22 protein-coding genes and 1 tRNA gene are annotated in these 17,460 nt (G+C 66.4%); 17 read left to right on the forward strand and 6 right to left on the reverse strand.

The genetic code is table 11. From position 1 onward, the window contains the following. Positions 1–101 precede the first annotated feature (101 nt). On the reverse strand, positions 102–1,316 hold the full coding sequence (locus QWI33_RS12375) for a glutamate-cysteine ligase family protein (protein WP_289957452.1): 1,215 nt from the start codon (positions 1,314–1,316) through the stop codon (positions 102–104). A 511-nt stretch (positions 1,317–1,827) separates the two neighbouring features. Here QWI33_RS12375 and QWI33_RS12380 point away from each other — a divergent pair. Continuing rightward, positions 1,828–2,478 (forward strand): YflT domain-containing protein, encoded by a 651-nt coding sequence (locus QWI33_RS12380; RefSeq protein ID WP_289957453.1) that lies wholly within the window; start codon positions 1,828–1,830, stop codon positions 2,476–2,478. Between the two features lie 83 nt (positions 2,479–2,561). Here QWI33_RS12380 and QWI33_RS12385 read toward each other — a convergent pair whose 3' ends face one another. Next, positions 2,562–3,089, reverse strand: coding sequence for a sigma factor (locus tag QWI33_RS12385; protein WP_289957454.1), 528 nt, complete (start codon positions 3,087–3,089; stop codon positions 2,562–2,564). 319 nt (positions 3,090–3,408) lie between these two features. Here QWI33_RS12385 and QWI33_RS12390 point away from each other — a divergent pair, with 319 nt between their 5' ends. Together QWI33_RS12390 and QWI33_RS12395 are read left to right on the forward strand one after the other, a co-directional pair. Next, on the forward strand, positions 3,409–3,774 hold the full coding sequence (locus QWI33_RS12390; RefSeq protein WP_289957455.1) for a nuclear transport factor 2 family protein: 366 nt from the start codon (positions 3,409–3,411) through the stop codon (positions 3,772–3,774). A gap of 481 nt (positions 3,775–4,255) precedes the next feature. Further along, positions 4,256–4,789: a hypothetical protein gene (locus QWI33_RS12395; RefSeq protein WP_289957456.1), complete on the forward strand. Its 534-nt coding sequence runs from the start codon at positions 4,256–4,258 to the stop codon at positions 4,787–4,789. Between the two features lie 281 nt (positions 4,790–5,070). Here the strand turns inward: QWI33_RS12395 and cutA are convergent, their stop codons facing one another. Beyond that, positions 5,071–5,394, reverse strand: a complete 324-nt coding sequence (gene cutA / locus QWI33_RS12400; RefSeq protein ID WP_289957457.1) for a divalent-cation tolerance protein CutA — start codon at positions 5,392–5,394, stop codon at positions 5,071–5,073. After that, the gene (locus QWI33_RS12405) at positions 5,387–5,992 is read right to left on the reverse strand and encodes a helix-turn-helix transcriptional regulator (RefSeq protein WP_289957763.1); all 606 of its coding nucleotides are present in this window, start codon (positions 5,990–5,992) and stop codon (positions 5,387–5,389) included. The genes cutA and QWI33_RS12405 overlap by 8 nt, the downstream gene beginning before the upstream one ends. Before the next feature lie 190 nt (positions 5,993–6,182). Between QWI33_RS12405 and QWI33_RS12410 the strand changes: the two genes are divergently transcribed. The 12 genes from QWI33_RS12410 to QWI33_RS12465 all read left to right on the forward strand — a co-directional run bounded on the left by QWI33_RS12410 (position 6,183) and on the right by QWI33_RS12465 (position 13,780). Next, positions 6,183–6,497 (forward strand): hypothetical protein, encoded by a 315-nt coding sequence (locus QWI33_RS12410; protein ID WP_289957458.1) that lies wholly within the window; start codon positions 6,183–6,185, stop codon positions 6,495–6,497. Between the two features lie 52 nt (positions 6,498–6,549). After that, positions 6,550–6,849: a hypothetical protein gene (locus QWI33_RS12415; protein ID WP_289957459.1), complete on the forward strand. Its 300-nt coding sequence runs from the start codon at positions 6,550–6,552 to the stop codon at positions 6,847–6,849. A gap of 101 nt (positions 6,850–6,950) precedes the next feature. Beyond that, positions 6,951–7,934, forward strand: coding sequence for a hypothetical protein (locus QWI33_RS12420; RefSeq protein WP_289957460.1), 984 nt, complete (start codon positions 6,951–6,953; stop codon positions 7,932–7,934). 132 nt (positions 7,935–8,066) lie between these two features. Next, positions 8,067–8,837: an FtsK/SpoIIIE domain-containing protein gene (locus QWI33_RS12425; protein ID WP_289957461.1), complete on the forward strand. Its 771-nt coding sequence runs from the start codon at positions 8,067–8,069 to the stop codon at positions 8,835–8,837. A gap of 173 nt (positions 8,838–9,010) precedes the next feature. Then, on the forward strand, positions 9,011–9,226 hold the full coding sequence (locus QWI33_RS12430) for a hypothetical protein (RefSeq protein WP_289957462.1): 216 nt from the start codon (positions 9,011–9,013) through the stop codon (positions 9,224–9,226). Positions 9,227–9,332: 106 nt separating this feature from the next. After that, positions 9,333–9,692: an RRQRL motif-containing zinc-binding protein gene (locus QWI33_RS12435; RefSeq protein ID WP_289957463.1), complete on the forward strand. Its 360-nt coding sequence runs from the start codon at positions 9,333–9,335 to the stop codon at positions 9,690–9,692. A gap of 2 nt (positions 9,693–9,694) precedes the next feature. Continuing rightward, the gene (locus QWI33_RS12440) at positions 9,695–10,003 is read left to right on the forward strand and encodes a hypothetical protein (protein WP_289957464.1); all 309 of its coding nucleotides are present in this window, start codon (positions 9,695–9,697) and stop codon (positions 10,001–10,003) included. Then, positions 10,000–10,545 carry a DUF2637 domain-containing protein gene (locus tag QWI33_RS12445; protein WP_289957465.1) on the forward strand — a complete coding sequence of 182 codons (546 nt, stop codon included), beginning with the start codon at positions 10,000–10,002 and terminating at the stop codon, positions 10,543–10,545. The genes QWI33_RS12440 and QWI33_RS12445 overlap by 4 nt, the downstream gene beginning before the upstream one ends. Before the next feature lie 5 nt (positions 10,546–10,550). Next, complete coding sequence (locus QWI33_RS12450; RefSeq protein WP_289957466.1) at positions 10,551–10,823, forward strand: ECF-type sigma factor; 273 nt, start codon at positions 10,551–10,553, stop codon at positions 10,821–10,823. A gap of 91 nt (positions 10,824–10,914) precedes the next feature. Continuing rightward, positions 10,915–12,339, forward strand: a complete 1,425-nt coding sequence (locus QWI33_RS12455; RefSeq protein WP_289957467.1) for a replication initiator — start codon at positions 10,915–10,917, stop codon at positions 12,337–12,339. Beyond that, positions 12,336–12,560, forward strand: coding sequence for a helix-turn-helix domain-containing protein (locus QWI33_RS12460; protein ID WP_289957468.1), 225 nt, complete (start codon positions 12,336–12,338; stop codon positions 12,558–12,560). Before QWI33_RS12455 ends, QWI33_RS12460 begins: the two co-directional genes overlap by 4 nt. After that, the gene (locus QWI33_RS12465) at positions 12,557–13,780 is read left to right on the forward strand and encodes a tyrosine-type recombinase/integrase (protein ID WP_289957469.1); all 1,224 of its coding nucleotides are present in this window, start codon (positions 12,557–12,559) and stop codon (positions 13,778–13,780) included. Before QWI33_RS12460 ends, QWI33_RS12465 begins: the two co-directional genes overlap by 4 nt. A gap of 78 nt (positions 13,781–13,858) precedes the next feature. On the opposite strand, the gene QWI33_RS12470 is transcribed toward QWI33_RS12465, so the two are convergent. Continuing rightward, a tRNA-Lys gene (locus QWI33_RS12470) sits at positions 13,859–13,934 on the reverse strand. A 478-nt stretch (positions 13,935–14,412) separates the two neighbouring features. Between QWI33_RS12470 and QWI33_RS12475 the strand changes: the two genes are divergently transcribed. Continuing rightward, complete coding sequence (locus tag QWI33_RS12475; RefSeq protein WP_289957470.1) at positions 14,413–15,156, forward strand: YaaA family protein; 744 nt, start codon at positions 14,413–14,415, stop codon at positions 15,154–15,156. Positions 15,157–15,421: 265 nt separating this feature from the next. Here QWI33_RS12475 and QWI33_RS12480 read toward each other — a convergent pair whose 3' ends face one another. After that, on the reverse strand, positions 15,422–15,919 hold the full coding sequence (locus tag QWI33_RS12480; protein WP_270117749.1) for an inorganic diphosphatase: 498 nt from the start codon (positions 15,917–15,919) through the stop codon (positions 15,422–15,424). Positions 15,920–15,974: 55 nt separating this feature from the next. Here QWI33_RS12480 and dacB point away from each other — a divergent pair, with 55 nt between their 5' ends. Next, positions 15,975–17,408 (forward strand): D-alanyl-D-alanine carboxypeptidase/D-alanyl-D-alanine endopeptidase, encoded by a 1,434-nt coding sequence (gene dacB, locus QWI33_RS12485; protein WP_289957471.1) that lies wholly within the window; start codon positions 15,975–15,977, stop codon positions 17,406–17,408. Positions 17,409–17,460 lie beyond the last annotated feature (52 nt).

Genomic DNA, 17,460 nt, shown 5'->3' on the forward strand with positions numbered 1-17,460 from the left:
CGGACGGGCACGGGACTTCGCCGCGTGCTGATGCGCCGACGCCGAAGCGGAGGGCCCCAAGCGTTCCGCCCGGACCCTCCGCTCAGTCGATGGTTGCCCCGCTACAGCGTCGGCGCCGCCACCTGAGGCTCGGGCGCGCTCGCGAGATGGGCGTCGATGCGGTCGTCGGCCGGGCACCGGCCCAGGTCGGTGTAGCGGCTCCGGAACTGGGCGAGGCGCGAGCGCAGCCGCTGCGGGGCGCCCATGCGCGCCAGCGCCTCCGCCGAGGCCGCGAAGCACGCGAGCGCCGCCTCGTGGAGCCGCCGGTCGTCCAGGCCGATGCGCGCGGCGTGCTCCCACACCGATGCGGGCGGCTGCGGCCGGCCGGCGCACAGCGCCTCGGTCGCCTCGTACGCGGCGTACGTGGCCTTCGGGTCGTCGATGAGGGTGGCGGCGACGATCGCGGGAACGATCCAGCCGTCGCCGTTCTGCTGGTCGATCATGCGCAGCTCGAGCCAGCCGCGCGGTCGCACGGGCGGGAAGAGCGTGCCCATGTGGTACTCGATGTCATCGCGCGTGGGCTGCCGGCCGTCGTGGCCGCTCTGGATCCAGTCGCGCAGGGTCATGCCCGGCGGCACGTCCCATTCGCCGGGCGGGTCGCAGCGGTGGCACACCACCTCGGCGTCGAGCACCCACTGCGCGAAGTCGCGCCGCAGGTCGCCCTCTTCGGAGACCGGGCGGCCCCATCCGGGCAGTTTGTGCCAGAGCGCCTGGCGGGTGGACTTCCAGCCGCTGGGGTGCCCGTCGAGTTCAGGCGAGTTCGCGAACGCGGCGATCAGGACCGGCCCGAGCCGGTGCGCGAGGTCCCAGCGGCGGCGCAGGTCGGCGTCGTCGTCGCCCGCGTCAAGGTTGACCTGCACGGATGCGGTGCCGCACATGACCATGCGGCCCCAGGGCCCCGAGCGGTCGTAGTAGGCCTCCATGGCCCGGTACCGCGCGTCGTCGAGGTGGCGGACGGGGTCGCGGACGCCGTCGAAACCGCCGCCGCGGACGGTCTGCCCGCGGGTGGCGAGCGCCGCCTCGAGCGCGGCCTGGTCGGTCTCCGCGGAGGCGATGCACGCGGCGAGGTCGTCGGCCGGGGCGGAGCTCATCTCCACCTGCCCGCCGGCCTCGCGGCTGACAGTGCCGCCGTTGGGCAAGTCCCAGCCGGTCTCCAGGTCGCCGCGGGGGTCGACGAGCCATTCGAGCTCGACGCCCACGCGCCGGGAGGGGCCCGTGGTGAAACCCCACCGGCCGATGAATGCAGCCGCCTCGTTCGCGGTCAGCAGCGTGTCCATGTCACCTCTCCTTCCCGTTCCCAGGCGGGACGCCCCGCACGGGCTCGCCTGGCGGCGGAAGGATGCCCAGAACGGCGCGCCTTAAGCGGACCGGGCCGGTGTGCTGCGGCGCGACGTGTCGGCCCGCGGCACGCCGGGTGCTCGAGGAGACCAGGCCGCCGTGCACGGTTTCGGCCCCGGTGGCCGGGTCGACGAGGACACGGTCAATCCCACCGAGTTCATCACCCGGCGAGCCGCCCGTCGACGCCATCGAGGCGTACGAGACGTTCGACCATCGCGAGGACGGCCGGCTGAAAACGGCCCTCGACGTCGCCTGACCGCGTGGCCTGATCGCTCCGCTGCGAGATCGCCGCGGCCGCTTGGAGATCCGCTTACCGGGGTCGGGCGCCGCGCGGCCGACGTTCCCGGTGCGCTCCGGGCGCTCGCGTGTTGTCGCGGCAGGGGGTTTCCCGTTGCGGTGGCGGGGAAGCCCAAGGGAACAGCGACCACAAGCGACGAAGGATGGTGCGCAATGAGTCGATCCAACGATGCCAACGCCGAAGGGTTCACAGGCGCCGGTCAGGTGCTGGTGGGCTCCTACACCGATTACGCCGCGGCCGAGCGCGCGGTCGATCACCTCTCCGACGCCGGGTTCCCGGTGGAGCGCACGGCGATCGTGGGCCGCGGGCTCTCGACCGTCGAACGGGTCACCGGCCGGATGACGATGTGGAGGGCCGCCGGCCAGGTCGCGCTTTCCGGCGCCATCCTGGGCGCGCTGCTCGGGTGGTTCTTCGGCCTGTTCAACTGGATCGCCCCGCTCATCGCCGGGCTGCTGCTCGCCTTCTACGGCGCGCTGTTCGGCGCGGTCGCGGGTGCGATCGTGGGCCTGGTCGCCCATGCGCTGACCGGCGGCCGCAGGGACTTCTCGTCCGTGGGCGAACTCCGCGCCGACAGCTACGACCTCCTTGTCGACGCCGCCACCGCCACCGACGCCGGACGGCTCCTGGACGCGGACGGCGCCCCCGGCCGCGGCGGTCCTGCGACTCCTCGCCGCAGTGAGACGCCCGTCCGCGACACCGACCGGAACACGGTAGGCGCCGAAAGGGAACTCCTGAACGACGACCGCCCGGAGTACGAACGCGCCGAAACCGAGCACGCGGGCGACGAGCGCCGCCGGGCATAGCCCCGCGGAGCTTCCAGCGATCGGCAGGGCCGTCGCACCCGTTGAGAAACGGTGCGGCGGCCCTGTCGGCCGCCGCACGCCTTTTACCCGTTCGGGTCGGGCTCCGGTTCAAGGGAGCCGACCGGCTCCCAGGTCGCGAGCAGTTCGGCAACGTAGGTCCCACTGACCCCCAGGCGCGAGGCGACATCGGCCGCGATCGGTGGACGGGCCGCCGCATCGCCGACCCCGGTCTCGGCTGCAAGCCGCTCCCGGAAGCTGGGGGAAGTGCGCTTGGGCCACAAGCAATCGCGGAAGAAGCGGCTGACCTCACCCATGACGGCGGGCACGGCGAAGCCCGGGAAGTCATCGCCGGAGTCAGGGTCGAAACGATCGATCGCGTGGACGAGGGCGGCGACCCCGACCCCCATCAACTCGCTGCGGGACACGCCCCTGTCGGCGTACCGCTGCACAACATCCTCGACGATCGGCAGGTGGCCGATGATCAGGCGCTCACGGCAGCGGTGCCGCTCGGCATCGTGCTCGTCGAGTCGGGCGAGTTCGCCGAAGAGCGGGAGCAGCCGCTCGAACTCGTCAAGGGCACGATCGCGGTCTCGACCGTCGGGCTCAGCCATGCTGGGATCCTCATCCGCACCGCCAGCGGTGTTCTCCCCTGCTCCGCCGGTGCTCTCGGCCGGCGCCGCGAGTGCGGCGACAGGTCGGTAGCGAGGGCGAAGCGAGTTGGAGAAGCCGTGACGGTGAACCGGATCGAACGAGCCGGCTCCCTTGCGCCTGGTTTTCCTCTGACGCGCTTTCATCTGCTGCAGTTGCTTTGTCGCGGCCACGGTACCTGCGAGAAGACGGATCCGCCAACGAAGCACGGCCCCTCACCGCGGCGCGAGTGCCGCACGGGGATGCCAGACTCGGGTGGTCCCCCGACCCGCTGGAGGCGGCATGTCCATCGAAACCGAGGTCCAAGCGGTCGCGGAGGCCTTCAGCCTCGCGCTGCTCGCCAATGACGCACCCCGGATCGCCGACCATCTCACCGACGCATGGGTGTACGTCGGCCCGGACGGCATGGTCGCCAAGGCCGATCTGATCGAGTGGATCGCCTCCGGCCGCCTCGCGCACCTCACGATGGACGCGGCCGGGCCCGAGCGCACCGTCGCCACCCGAGACGCACTCCTGGTGACCTGTCGGCGCACCAGCACCGGCACCTGGGAGGGCGAACCGTACGCGGCCGACGAGTGGATCACCGACCTCTGGGTCCGCAACGGCGACACCTGGAGATGCGCCTTCAGCCAGAAGACCCCGGCCTGACTGCACCGCCCCGCCGTACGCGTGGAATGCACTGCGCCAGTCCGCGCACCAATGCGGCACTCGCAGTTCGCGATCACGAGGGAGGCCCGCGCATATGCCGCGAGTGCAGCAACACACCGAAGGCGCCGAGCGCATTGAGAAGAGAGAGGCCGACGTAGCGCCGATGGCCGCTTCGGGACTCGCCCGATGCGCCGTCGCCCCTGAACTGGGGCTTGTGGTGGGTCCAGTGGGACTCGAACCCACAACCTACGGATTTCCTGTCAACCGGCTATTGACGGCTAAACCCGCTGGTAGATCGCCAAGCGAGGTTCATTCGGGTGCCTGCTGGCCGCTGTGGTTGCTGTACTTTCATGCTGTACCTGCGGATCACCTGAAAGCGCAGGAGCTGCGCTGAGCCTAGAATGATCCGATGAACACCCCCCTCCTGCCTCCTGGGCCTGCCCAAGCGCGGAGTGCAGCCTCCGATCGGGCGGATTTCTAAATGGACTGGCTTTCATTTATCGCGGTTGTTGTCACAATCACCGGAATTCCAATCACGATCCTAGCTACTAGGACTTGGGGAACTCGACGGGCAAAAGTCCAGATCACCCTCGATGCGACTTCTATCATTCCTATTGAAATTGATTCTGTACCCTTGAAAGTGACTTATGAAGACCATTTGGTGGAAAATCCATATCTAATCACCGTGATTATTGACAATAAAGGTCCAAGGGATGTCAGTTCGGCGATGTTCGACGCCGACAAATCCCTATTCTTTTGGTTCGATCAGCCATTTTATGGCCTCACCAGCACTGCAGGAAGTACAGAGTTCGCTTCCTCGAGTGCCGAAGAATCTCAAGGTGGGGGTTACGTACAGATTTTCCCGGGACTTCTCAGCAGAGGTGCACAATGGTCGTTCAGTGCCCTAGTTAGCGGACCCGCAAAGGTTCGATGTGAAAGTTCGCTTATCGACACCAAAACAATTTGGGCCAACTCAGGATCTCCCGATACACCGGAACCTGATTTTATGTATTGAGGCCGGGTTCATTGGCCGGGGGCGGGCGCGCGATACGCTCGCCCAAGCGACAGGGCGGGCCCGCAGGGATCGCCCGCAATCCGGCCTGGGCGCGCGCCCGCAGGGGTCCCCGGCCAAGGGTTCCGGCCGGAACCTTTCATTCCATCCTCAAGGCGTCCTCTGCTTGGCCCATGGCCGGCCGAGGACCGCCCGCAGCGAAGCGAGGACCGGACCGCAGGCCTGCCACGATGGCGCGGCCGCAAGGCCGCCTTGAAGATGTATAGAAAGTTCTCACAGAGCCCTTACGGGGCGCGTGTCTCGGCGATGACCCAGCGATGGTAATCGGGGTTTGCCTCGGCCACCGGCAAGGCAATCACGCAGGGAACTTCGTAAGGATGTGAAGCTTTCACTGCCTCGATGATGGCGGGAACCAGGCTGCGCCGGGTGTGCAACATGGCGCGAGATTCAGGCTCAGTATGCACCTCACCCTTCCATCGGTAGATGGAACGGATCTCAGCAACCTGGTGCCCGCAGGCGCACAGGCGATCATCGACTAGCCGTCGCGTCAATGTTGCAAGTTCGTCGGCGCTCGGTCCGGTGACTACGACTTCGCAGATTTCATCCATGCCGTGCCTCTTCGGCTTTCAGCTCCTCGATGAGCCCGCGAGCCTCCTCCTCGCTCTTACCCATGGCTCCCCAGCCCGTGACGATCTTGCCGTCATAGCTCAGGCCCACCCACCGGCCTTTCATGTTGACGCCGTGGGGGTGCACCACCATGTACATGGTGCCCTTCGAACGCACGGCACCCTCGTCCGCGGCGTACCACCCCATGAGGATTTCGTTGTCCCACAAGCGGAGTTCGCCGTTCCACATGTAGCCGCCGTCTTCGACCTCGATGCCCCGCGTGGTGCTCGAAACCTTGACGAGATCGCCCCGCTGCTCCATCCGGACCTCTTGTGCCGTAACGACCTCCTGGGAATCCTTGGACGTCTGCCAGGACGCCCACCAGTCCCCCGTGACGTTGATGCGGTAGGTGTCTTCTCCCGCGAGTTCATCGATAGTGATGCCCAACGCCTTGGCAATCTTGACCGCCACGGGGAGGTTCGGGTGCGTCTCCCCGGCTTCATACCGACGGATCTGCCGGGTATCGACCCCGGACATGCGAGCCAGCTCGGCTTGCGAAAGGCCCAAATCGGCCCGGCGCTGCTTGATGATGTCCTGCATCTCCACGTCGCGCCTCCTCCAATCCTGGGGACGAATCAGTCCCCAAGCAGGGAGTTTACAGCCTTTTTCTGAGAGGACATTTTTGTCCTTGACAAGGTCATTCATGCCCCCTAGTATAGGACAAGAACGTCCCACAAGGGGACGTTGAAGCCCTTCGGGGTAGGCATCACAAGGATGAGAGGCAAAGCTGATGAAGCTGAAGATCGATGTCACGAACGTGGCGTTCATGGTCACCGGTGCTCCGGAAGCCAAGGAGTACGACGGCAAGCAGCAGACGGACAAGGACACGGGCGCGCTCAAGTGGGTCACCCAGCTCCTGGCGCTGGAACAGGGTGAGAACGGTCAGGGCGAGATCATCCGGGTGGTGACCGCTGGAGAGATGCCGAAGCTGGCCCAGCTCCAGCCCGTCATCCCGGTCGACCTGGAAGCCATCCCCTGGAGCCAGAACAGCAAGAGCGGTGTTGCCTATCGCGCGGCCGCCATCAAGCCCAAGCCTGCGAAGTAGCCGAACGTTCGGGTTCCGTTACCGGGCCTGACCTCTCGAAAGGATCTCTGCCATGCAAGACGGGATGTCTGGAGACTTCTCGATGTTTCTCAAGGACGGCATGACGTTCGCGTCGTACGTCTACGAGAACCAGCGAGGTGCGCTGCGCACTGAACGCGGTATCGGCGGTGCGGGCTTGGTCCTGCACGGCTCAGCCGTTGAGTTCCGGCAGGTTGCCGAAGCTCTGCTCCGTCTGGCTGATGACGTTGAACGGGGGGCCAAGCGTCAACGGGCGCTTGACAACGCTCCGCGTCGTCGGACCAAGTTCGTCACCGAACCGGCGACGAAGGAAGAGATGAAGACAGCCGCCTAAAGCGGCAAATGGGGAACCGGTCGACCGTCCAAAGCTGGCCGGTTCCCCGCCTCGCATGAACCAAAACCCTTTGCCCTTCGGGGCGGAAAGGATGGTCTGCCATGCCTTCAAATGGTAGCCGGTCTGGTGGTCGCAAGGTGAGCTCAGGGGCTCGCGCGGCGCAGACACTCATCGATCAGTTCGAGGTCGGTTCGGCCAAGCGCCGCGCCAAGATCACTGGTGGCCTGGCCGCTTTCGCGGTCGCTCTGGTCGCCTTCCCCATCGCCGTGCTCGTCACGGAGTGGGCCACGGCCCTGTTCATCGCGGTCGCTATCGGCGCCGCTGCTGGCGTGGTCGCTGCGGTTCTCACCGTGGTGTGGCCGGTGCTGCGCGTCGCGTGGCATTGGGCTGGTGAGCTCGTCCTTCTGGGCGTCCTCATCACCTTGTATGCCGTTCTCGCGGCATGGGTCGGTCCCTATGGGGCGCTCGCCCTGGTTGCGCTGCTCGTTGGCGTGCCGTGGTTCATCCCGCCGGCCAACCGGTGGCTGAACCACTGGGGCTGGTGCATGGTCACCCGTCACCGCGTCCGCGTCGCCTGTGACTCCTTCATTGAAGGCAAGGGCGTCCGCTCAAGTGTCATGCCGCTGATCCTCCTTGCTCGTCCGACGCAGTCGGGTGAGCGGGTGTGGCTCTGGATGCGGGGGGATCTCACCCTCGACCAGGTCCAGGAGCGGCTTGACGCCCTGGCGAGCGTGTGTTGGGCCAATTCGGCCGATGCGCGCCCGGCAGGTCAGAAGGCCGCTTATGCGGTGGTGGACATCCATCGTCGCGATGTCCTCGCTGAGGGCGTTGCGGTGCCCGTCGAGTCGATGCTCGATGGGATCGACCCGGACTCGTACCGGGACATGGCCGATGTCGATGAAGACGACGAAGGCGTGGACGTCACGGACGATCCGGTGATCCAGGCGCAGCTTGATGAGCTGACTGGCAAGTCCAGGCGTGAGCGCAAGCCGCGCCAGGCAAAGGCCGACAAGGCCGAGGATGCCGCCGTCGTGCGGCAAGAGGGTCCGGACGAGGACGAGGGTTTCATCCCCGCGTTCATCTAGGCCCGTGTTGCTAGCCCTGCTGGGCTGCTCGAAATGGAGGGACGGACAACCGTTCCGTCCCTCCACCAATCACCTTGATTCCTTTGGGAGGTAACCGTAATGAACACTGCTGTCGGTCCAAACATGTCCATCATGGACGACTTCTATCTTGGCAAGTACGCCACCGGTGAGGCCGTGAGGCTGTGCTTCGCCTACAAGAACCTGCTGGCCGGTGGGGAGCCTGGTTCGGGCAAGTCCGGTCTGGAGCAAACCATCCTGGCGCAGGCGGCGCTGTGCGTCGACACGAAGCTGATCGGCTTCGACGGCAAGCTGGTCGAACTCATGCAGTGGGCCGACGTCTTCGACGTGTTCGTAGGCCCGGACATGCGCAAGGCCCTTGCCACGCTGCTGTGGGTGCAGCGGCTCATGGATGCGCGCTACGCCAAAATGTCGGCGCTCAAGCTGCGGAAGCACGTGGCGACTGCGGCTGACCCGTTCTGGGTGATCTCGGTTGATGAGCTGGCCTATTTCACTTCGGTGGCGGGCAACAAGGTGGAACAGGAACTGTTCTCGGCGCTGCTGCGCGACATCGTGGCCCGTGGCCGTGCCGCCGGAATCATCGTCCTCGCCATGACGCAGCGGGCTTCGTGGGACATCGTCCCGACCGCACTGCGCGACCTGTTCGCGTACCGGTGGGTGGGTCGCTGCTCCACGCCGGGATCGTCGGATGTCGCGCTCGGTGCCGGTTGGGTCGATCAGGGCTACAACGCCATGAACCTTGACCCGGCCAAGCCCGGTGACTCGTTTTTGCTCGCCGAGGGTGGCGTGCCGCGCCGGATGCGCGTGGCGTGGATGTCTGATGCGGAGGTCGCTCAGGTCGCGGCTTTCGCCGCTCAGCTCCGAGGCCGCAAGACGGCTGTCTGACCGAGTGCCGTCAACCCGTCCTTGACAGGTCGGCGGCACTCCGGGCGAACGGTTCACCCGGGGTTCGATTCCCCGGCGTCCACGACGCAAGGAATCCCAGCACTAATCGCACACGGGCTAGTACTGCGTCCTGCTGATGAGGCATTGAGAGAACAAAGGAAAGAGGGCAAGAAATGAAGCACCTCAAAGTGACGCTCGATGGTGAGGACACGATCGTCAATCACTATGTCACCACGGACGAAAACGCCGCTGTCGTTATGGCGGATTTCAAGGAAGGCGACATGATCGTCATCGAGAACCACGCCTTCCGAGGCAACGAAACAGTCAAGGACTCGATCACGATCATCCGGGTGTGCCGGATTGTGGAAATCGAGATCAAGAACAGGTAAGCCATAGCGGCTTACTGGTAGAGCGATCGGCAATCTTCGGGGTTCGAGGCCCCGACGCTCACGCGGTAATAGCAACCACGAATGACACAGAGAGGAGGAGTGTGCAATGTTCCGTACCGAATTTGATGACCCGGAAGGCGTCCGCCATGGCGGTCTGCTGACCTTCAATTACCGCTTTGCGCCGGACGGCTTGTGCACCCGCCGACAACTCGCCGCTGAAGGGCTTACCCCTGGGCGGCAGCCGATAGCGGCACAGATCAAGTGGCGACGCGGCAAGCGATTCGCCTATCTGTACCGCCGCGACCTGGCCGTACCGAAGCGCCCGGCCACCGACGCCCAACTGCGGGCCCTGACAAAAGCGTGGGTCGCCCTGTCGACCTGCCCGTCCTGCAAGACGGAATACGGCTACTACATCCCCAAGCGCTACGGCGAATGCCTCGACTGCTTCGAGCAGGCAGGGGCGTAACCGTGTTCGAAGCGTTCCAAGCCGCTGCGGCTCCGCCGCTGCACAAAGTGGCCCAGATCGACGCCTGTCCTCCGTGGCAGACCGATCTTTCCCGGATGCGGTTCCTATGCCGCATGTGCCGCAAGCACTTCACCGGAACCGAACTCGCTGACGACGAATTGCACGTCCTCGTGTTCGCGCCGACTCCCGGCTGGGACTGGGTGCCGTGCGTCGTCTGCGACGAGGTGACCGTGCCAACGGTCGAACACGCCAACAAATGCGACTACTGCAACGGCTTGCAGTGGTGGAAACCTATGGAGGTCAAAGGATGAAATGGGAAGACCGTATTCAGACGGTCATCATGTTGTTCATGGGTGTGGCCGCTGGCGCGGTCTCGTTCACCCACGTCCACGACGCCACCGTGTTGGCGGGCCAGCCCTCCTGGGTTGGCTGGGTCAACGCGGTGACCATCGAACTGATGGTGATCGCCCTCGGTCTCGAGGTGCGACGCCGCCGCCGCTCCGGCGGTCACAAGGTCAAGTCGGTCATGGCCATGATGATGTTCTTCATCTTCCTGTCCATGGGCGCTCAAGTCCTCGACGCTGAACCGACCATCGTCGGTTGGCTCGGCGCTTCGGCATCGGCACTGGGGTTCCTGACCTTGGTCAAGGTCGTGCTCTCGCGACCCGCTGAAGCCAAAAGCGCCGGCGGACCTGTGCAGGACGAACCTATTCGATCTGCACCGGCTTCTCAGCCTGAGTCGGCACCGATCGATGTGGCCTCGACCGTGGTCGAACCGCACGCTGTCGCTGCCGAACCCGCTTCGGTGGATGACGCCTTCGCGGCGCTCGCCTCCTTTGGTGAAGGCAGGTAACCGCGATGGTCGAGAACCGCGAGTTCAACGCCTTCGCCAAGCGGATCATCCGCGCCTATGGGCGCCGGGTCGCTGAGGGTGACGTGGACGCACTCCCCGAGCTCCTTGAGCTCTCCGCCTCACTCGATGAGGCCATCACCAACGCCGTCAAGGGCCTCCGTGCCTTTGGCTACTCCTGGGCCGAGATCGCCGAACGTATCGGCATGTCCAGGCAGGCCGCCCAGCAGCGCTGGGGCAAGGCCATCCCGCAGCAACGGGACACCGAAACCAACACCTAGCACCGGCCCCGCCCGGACCTCGACCACGAAACCAATGTCGAGCAGCCCGGCGGGGCCATGACCCCACGCGCATCTGAAGGGAGGCAACCGCATGGAACGCAACACGATCACGCCCGGCTTCGCCGCCGACATCATCGCCCGATCCGAGTCGACCGGTTGGGAACCGTGGCTCTCGCACGTCGCCGGTGCCGCCGGATGCTCCAACCCGGTGCGCCTTCGCGGTGAAATTAACGCCGTTAATGAGACCACCGGGCAAGTCCTCTCCGCCAGGTCCACCGCCTCCATGCCCGACGGCATCATCTACAAGGCCTGCGGCACTCGCCGCGCCTCCCTCTGCCCCACCTGCGCCAAGACCTACCAACACGACGCGTTCCACCTCGTGCGCTCCGGCATGACCGGCGGCAAGGGAGTCCCCACCTCTGTCACCGCTCACCCGGCCTTGTTCGTCACCCTCACCGCCCCCGCCTTCGGTCCCGTCCACACCCGAACGCTCACCGCTTCGGGCAAGGTCCGGCCCTGCCGTGCTCGCCGCGACGCCGAAACCTGCCCCCATGGCGTCCGCCTGGCCTGCCACACCCGCCACGACGAAAGCGCCGGCCAGATCGGCCAGCCGCTGTGCCTGGACTGCTACGACCATGACGCCCAAGTCGTCTGGAACGTCGCCTCCGGCGAACTGTGGCGGCGCACCAAAATCAACATCGACCGCGGATTGTCGCGCCTTGCCAAGGCCCACGGCATCGACCCGGCTTCGGTGCGCCTGCGCTACGTCAAGGTCGCGGAGTTCCAGCGGCGCGGCGCTGTCCACTTCCACGCGCTCATCCGCCTCGACGGCCGCATGCCCGGTACTGACGCGATCCTGCCGCCGCCTGCCGCCCTCGACGCCGAGGCCATTGCTGCACTCGTTGCCGATGCCGCCGCCTCGACCAGCTTCCGCACCGAAGAGCACGATGAGCGCCCCGAAGGCTGGCTCATCCGCTGGGGTGCGCAAGTCGATGTCCGCCAGGTCGAACTCGGCGACGGCGAGATGACCGAGAATCACGCGGCCGGGTATCTCGCCAAGTACGCCACCAAAGCCACCGAGGACACCGGCCACCTGTCCGGCCGCCTCACCGAGGCCACCGTCGCCGTCTACGCCGACCCTGAAGGCGATCACATCGCCAGGCTCATCGCAGCTTGCTGGGATCTCGGATCGGAAGGCGGGGAATGGATCAGGCTGCGCAAGTGGGCGCACATGCTCGGCTTCGGCGGCCACTACATGACCAAGGCGCGCGCCTGGTCGACCACCTTCGGTGCCCTCAGAGACGCACGCGCGCAATGGATTCGCTGTCAACACGAGATTGACACCGAACCTGCTGAATCCATCGTGCTCGTCAACTACCTCCGCTACGACGGCACCGGCTGGCACACCGAGGCTGACGCCCTGATGGCGTCCTCCGCTGCCGCTCGCGCCCGGGAGCAGCGGCAGCTCGCCCGTGAAGCTTTGGATGAAATGAACACTATGGATCGATTGGGATGATTGCGATGAATGGAAAGGTTATTCTGACGCCGCGTTGGTACACGATGGCGCAGGTCGCTGAGCTGCTGGGATACAGCGTGGCGAAGGTCAAGACGTTGGTCTACTCCGGCGAGCTTCGTTCGCTCAAGGATGGTGGCAGCCGTCGCATCCTCCCTATCTGGGTGGATGAGTACGTCGAGCGCAAGGCCGCTGAGTCCGAGAACTTGGAGCTGGTGGCATGAGCGGCAGGAAGCGCGGCAATCGGGAAGGCTCGATCTACCCGTACAAGGGTGGCTGGGCTGCCTACGTCTGGGTGACGACGCCTTCGGGCGCCCTAAAGCGGAAGTACGTTACCGCCAAGGATCGCGGCGACTGCCACGACAAGTGGATCAAATTGCAGGCCACAGCGCTGACGAAGGTCATCTCTACTAGCACGGGCACGATTTCGGACTACGGCAAGTACTGGCTTGAGGAGATCGTCAAACCGAACCTCTCGCTCGGGACCTACATCAACTACAGCGGCTGGTTCCGGACGCAGATCGAGCCAGGCTTGGGCAACAAGAAGTACACGACGTTGCGGGTTCGCGACGTGCAGATCTGGCTGAACAAGGTGGCCGCAACCTGCCAATGCTGCTACCAGGGCAAAGACGCGAATCGGCGAGTCGACAAGCAGCGATGCTGTGCGATCGGCAAGTGCTGCAACAACTTGTACTCCAAGGAGTCGCTTCGGGGCCTCCGCCGCACGTTGCGGGCCATGCTCGGCTGCGCCGTCGCCGAGGAGGAGATTGACAGAAACGTCGCTGCTCCGGTCAAGGTCAAGCCGGTACGCAAGCACAAGACGCAGCGTCGGCGTTGGAGTTCCGAGGAGGCTCGGCGGTTCCTTGAGTCGGCTCGTGAGGATGACGATCCCGCTTACGTCGCCTACGTCGGCGTGCTCGTGCTTGGGCTCCGCGCCGGCGAAGCCCTGGGTGTTGGTGAGGACGAATTGGATCTCGACGCGGCGCAGCTCAACTTGGCCTGGCAGCTCCAACGCCTTGGCAAAGAGCTGGCGCTGAATGAGTTGAAGACCGATGAAGCTGAGGACTACTTGCCGCTGCCGAACATCTATGTGGCGGCTGCTCGCCTACGACTCCGGCAGAAGGAACGAGATCGCGTTGCAGCAGGTGAGGCGTGGCAGGGTTCGCACTTGCTGCTGACGACTCGAATCGGTACGCCCTTGGAACCGCGCTCGTTCGCCCGGATGTGGGATCGACGGTGCGACCTTGCGGGCGTGCCTCGTATTACGCGGCGCGATGCCCGCCGCACCTGTAGCTCGCTGCTCGCCGACCTCGACGTGCACCCTCGGGTCGCCATGCGCATCCTGCGGCACTCGAAGTTCGACATCACCATGGAGGTCTATACAAAGGTCTCCGATGAAGCAACGCGTGAGGCGCTGCGGCGGCTCGGGGAGGAGTTGGGCTAGCTGCTGTACTTTGCTGCTGTACCGGGTGGGTCCCTTGGGACTTGCCCGGTTCTCCTTTGCCCTCTGAGCTGGGGCTTGTGGTGGGTCCAGTGGGACTCGAACCCACAACCTACGGATTAAAAGTCCGCAGCTCTGCCAATTGAGCTATAGACCCAACGGGGAGATTACCGCATCGGAGCGGCGACGGGTGCGGGTGGCGGGGCCCGGATGGCCTGCGGCACTCGGATTGTCGGTGGCGGGTGCGATAGTCAATGGGAGGCGCGCTCATCCACAGCCTGTGGACGGCGGGCAAGGACGATGCGGCGCTGGTGCGAAGGCTGTTTCAGGCCGGACTCCACCGCCGGGCCGGTGGCGGTGGAGCCTGCGGCGGGCGGTGTGGGTTCGCACCGCCGCGGGTGGACGGCGCGGCGGCAGTCGCGGAGCACCGCCGCCGCGCCTATTCGATCCGCGTCACACGCAGTCCTCGGTGGGGTCGGACCCGCTCCCGCTTGATCGAACATATGTACTATAAACCATCGCGTCGAGCCCGCACACCCCCGGTCGGGTGAATTCCCAACGGATCTGAGGAACGCGCTCGCCGCCCGGCACGGCCCCGGCGGCACCAGGCGGACGGGCAGGTAGACTCGCCTGCTGTGCTCATACTGCTGCCGCCGTCAGAAGGAAAGGCCGGTCAAGGTGACGGTCCTCCCTTGGACCTCGGCCGACTCTCCTCTCCCGCGCTGAACCCCGTCCGCGAGCTACTCGTCGACCGCCTGGTCGAGCTGTGCGCCGATGAGGAAGCCGCCGTGAAGGCACTGAAGCTCCCCGCGAGCGCACGCCATTACGTCCAGGCCGGCCGCGCGCTCCGCACCGCCCCGACCCTCGCGGCCTGGGAGCTGTACAACGGCGTCCTCTACGACCGGCTCGGGCTCGGGGACCTCCCCGACGGCGAGCAGGTCTTCATCGCGTCGCCGCTGTGGGGACTCCTGCGGCCCTCGGATCGCGTGCCGCCGTACCGGATGCCGATGAGCACCCGCTTCCCCGGCCTCGACACGCTGGCGAAGCTGTGGCGCCCGGCCGTCACCGAGGTGCTCGGCGCCCGCGACGAACTCATCGTTGACCTGCGCTCGGGCACGTACGCCCAGGTGTGGGGGCCGAAGGACCGCGGCGTCACCGTGCGCGTGTTCAAAGAGGACGCCGACGGCGGGCGCACCGTCATCACCCACATGGCCAAGGCGACCCGGGGCGAGGTCGCCCGCGCGCTCCTCGCCGGCGGCGCCCGGCCCGAGTCCGCGGCCGACCTGGCCGACTTCCTCGCCGGCCAGGGCTGGAAGGTCGAGCTCAGCGAGCCGGCCACCCGGTCGAAGCCGTGGCAGCTCGACATCGTGAGCACCTGAGCGGAGTTACCCTCGCGTGTAGTAGCGAACGCCCCCGGCAACAACCCTGCCCGGTGACACCTGAAGGGGAGCTGAAGGCGTTTGGAAGCTACCCGCGCGTTTCGTTCCGAGCGCCCCTGACAACAACCCTGCCCCGCCGAACCTGAAGGCAACCTGAAGCGGCTGGCGGCTGGCGGCTGGCGGCTGGCGGCTGGCGGCTGGCGGCTGGCGGCAAAGCAACAGGAAGGGCCCGGACGCTTCGCGTCCGGGCCCTTCCTTCGTATCGCTAGTGGTTCGAGTGGTAGCCGTTGGCCTTGGCGCGCTCGAACGAGCGGCGCACCTCTTCCTCGGCTTCCGCCCGTCCGGTCCAAGTCGCGCCTTCGACGCTCTTGCCGGGCTCCAGGTCCTTGTAGACCGTGAAGAAGTGCTGAATCTCCAGGCGGTCGAACTCGGGCACGTCGCCGATGTCCTTGAACCGGTCCTTGCGGGGGTCCTCGGCCGGGACGCACAGCACCTTGTCGTCCACACCCTTCTCATCGCGCATCCGGAACATGCCGATGGCACGCGCACGGATCACGCAACCGGGGAACGTCGGCTCCACCAGGACCAGAGCGTCCAGCGGGTCGCCGTCCTGGCCGAGCGTGTCGTCGATGAAGCCATAGTCGGCCGGGTACACCGTAGCGGTGAACAGCGTCCGGTCCAGACGGATACGTCCGGTCTCGTGGTCGATCTCGTACTTGTTGGCGCTCCCTTTCGGGATCTCCACGGTCACGTCGAACTCCATCGGCCGACCTCCTCCAGGCTCAAATGCAGTGCTCTTAATGGCTTAGTCTCTGTGCATGTCCCTCAGCGACAACGCCGACCCCAAGGTCGCGAGTAGTACGCCACATGCCGCACCCGCCCCCCAGCAGGCCCGCGTGCGCCGTCGCCGGGCGCTCACATGGGTCATCGCAACCCTCGCCATCGTGGTCACCGTAGCCGCAGCGGGCGGCCTGGTGTGGCAGATCATGGCCGTCACCAGCCCTCGGACCGGGACGATCACCGCCCCCGAGGCCTACCCCCCGGCCGAGCCCGCGCCCGTGCTGGCCGGGTCCGACGCCAGCGCGCCCCTCCCCGACCTCGCCTCGGTCCTGCCGGGCGCGCTCACCGACTCGCGGCTCAACGGGAGCCTCTCGGCGTCCTTCGCCGACGCCCTGACCGGGGAGATCCTCTTCGAGCAGGAGTCCACCGCCCCGCTCACACCGGCCTCGTCCATGAAAGTGGTCACTGCCGTGGCAGCGCTGGAGCACCTGGGCGCCGAGTACCGCATCCCGACCACCGTGGTCGAGGGCCCGACCGAGGACAGCGTGGTCCTCGTGGCCGGCGGCGATGTGACGCTCACCGTCGACGGCGAGGGCTACTACACCGAGTACGCCGCGGGCGCGAGCCTCACCGAGCTCGCCGAACTCGTCCTGGAGGCGCGCGGCGGCACCGTCCCGACCACCGTCTACCTCGACACGAGCGTGTTCACCGACAACCCGAAGGCCGAGGGGGTCCCGGCCGAGGACCTGGTCTACATGACCGCGCCTATGGCGCCGATCATGGTCGACGGCGGCCGCAAGGACAACACGAGCAAGTACGCAGAGCACTACACCGACCCGGCGTTGGAGGCGGCCAAGACGTTCGCCGACCTCCTCGGCGCCACCGGCGGCGTCACCGCGGGTACCGCCGAGGCTGACGCGGCCGAACTCGGCGTCGTCTACTCCGCGCCGATGGCGGCCCTGGTCGACTCGTTCATCCTGACCTCGGACAACCTGCTGGCCGACGCGATCGCGCTCCAGACCGCGAGCGCGGTCGAGAACGCGATGACGTGGGCGGCGGTGTCGACGGTCCACCTGGCAACCCTGGAGAACCTCGGCGCCGACACGACTGGCCTGGTGTTCTATGACGGAGCGGGTCTCTCGCCGTCGAACCGCATGACCGCGACCGCGTTCACGCAGCTGCTGCTGGGCGCCGCGTCCTCGGGGTCGGCGACGGTCTTCGAGTCGCTGCCGGTCGCCGGGTACTCGGGGACGCTCGACGACCGGTTCGGGACCGCGCCGGACGGCAAAGGCGTGGTGCGGGCCAAGACCGGGACGCTGAGCGGGGTCTCCTCGCTCACCGGGACGCTGACCACGATCGACGGGCGCCAGGTGGTGTTCTCGCTGATCTCCAACGGCGACACCACGGGTGGGACCGCGGTGGAATCGGCGATGGACGAGATCGCGACGGCCGTCGCCATGTGCGGCTGCTAGGGGCCCCTCCCCCTCCCCTCCCCCCGCCCACCCTGATCGGTTGCACCGCGGT

This window comes from Glycomyces tritici, assembly GCF_030403505.1.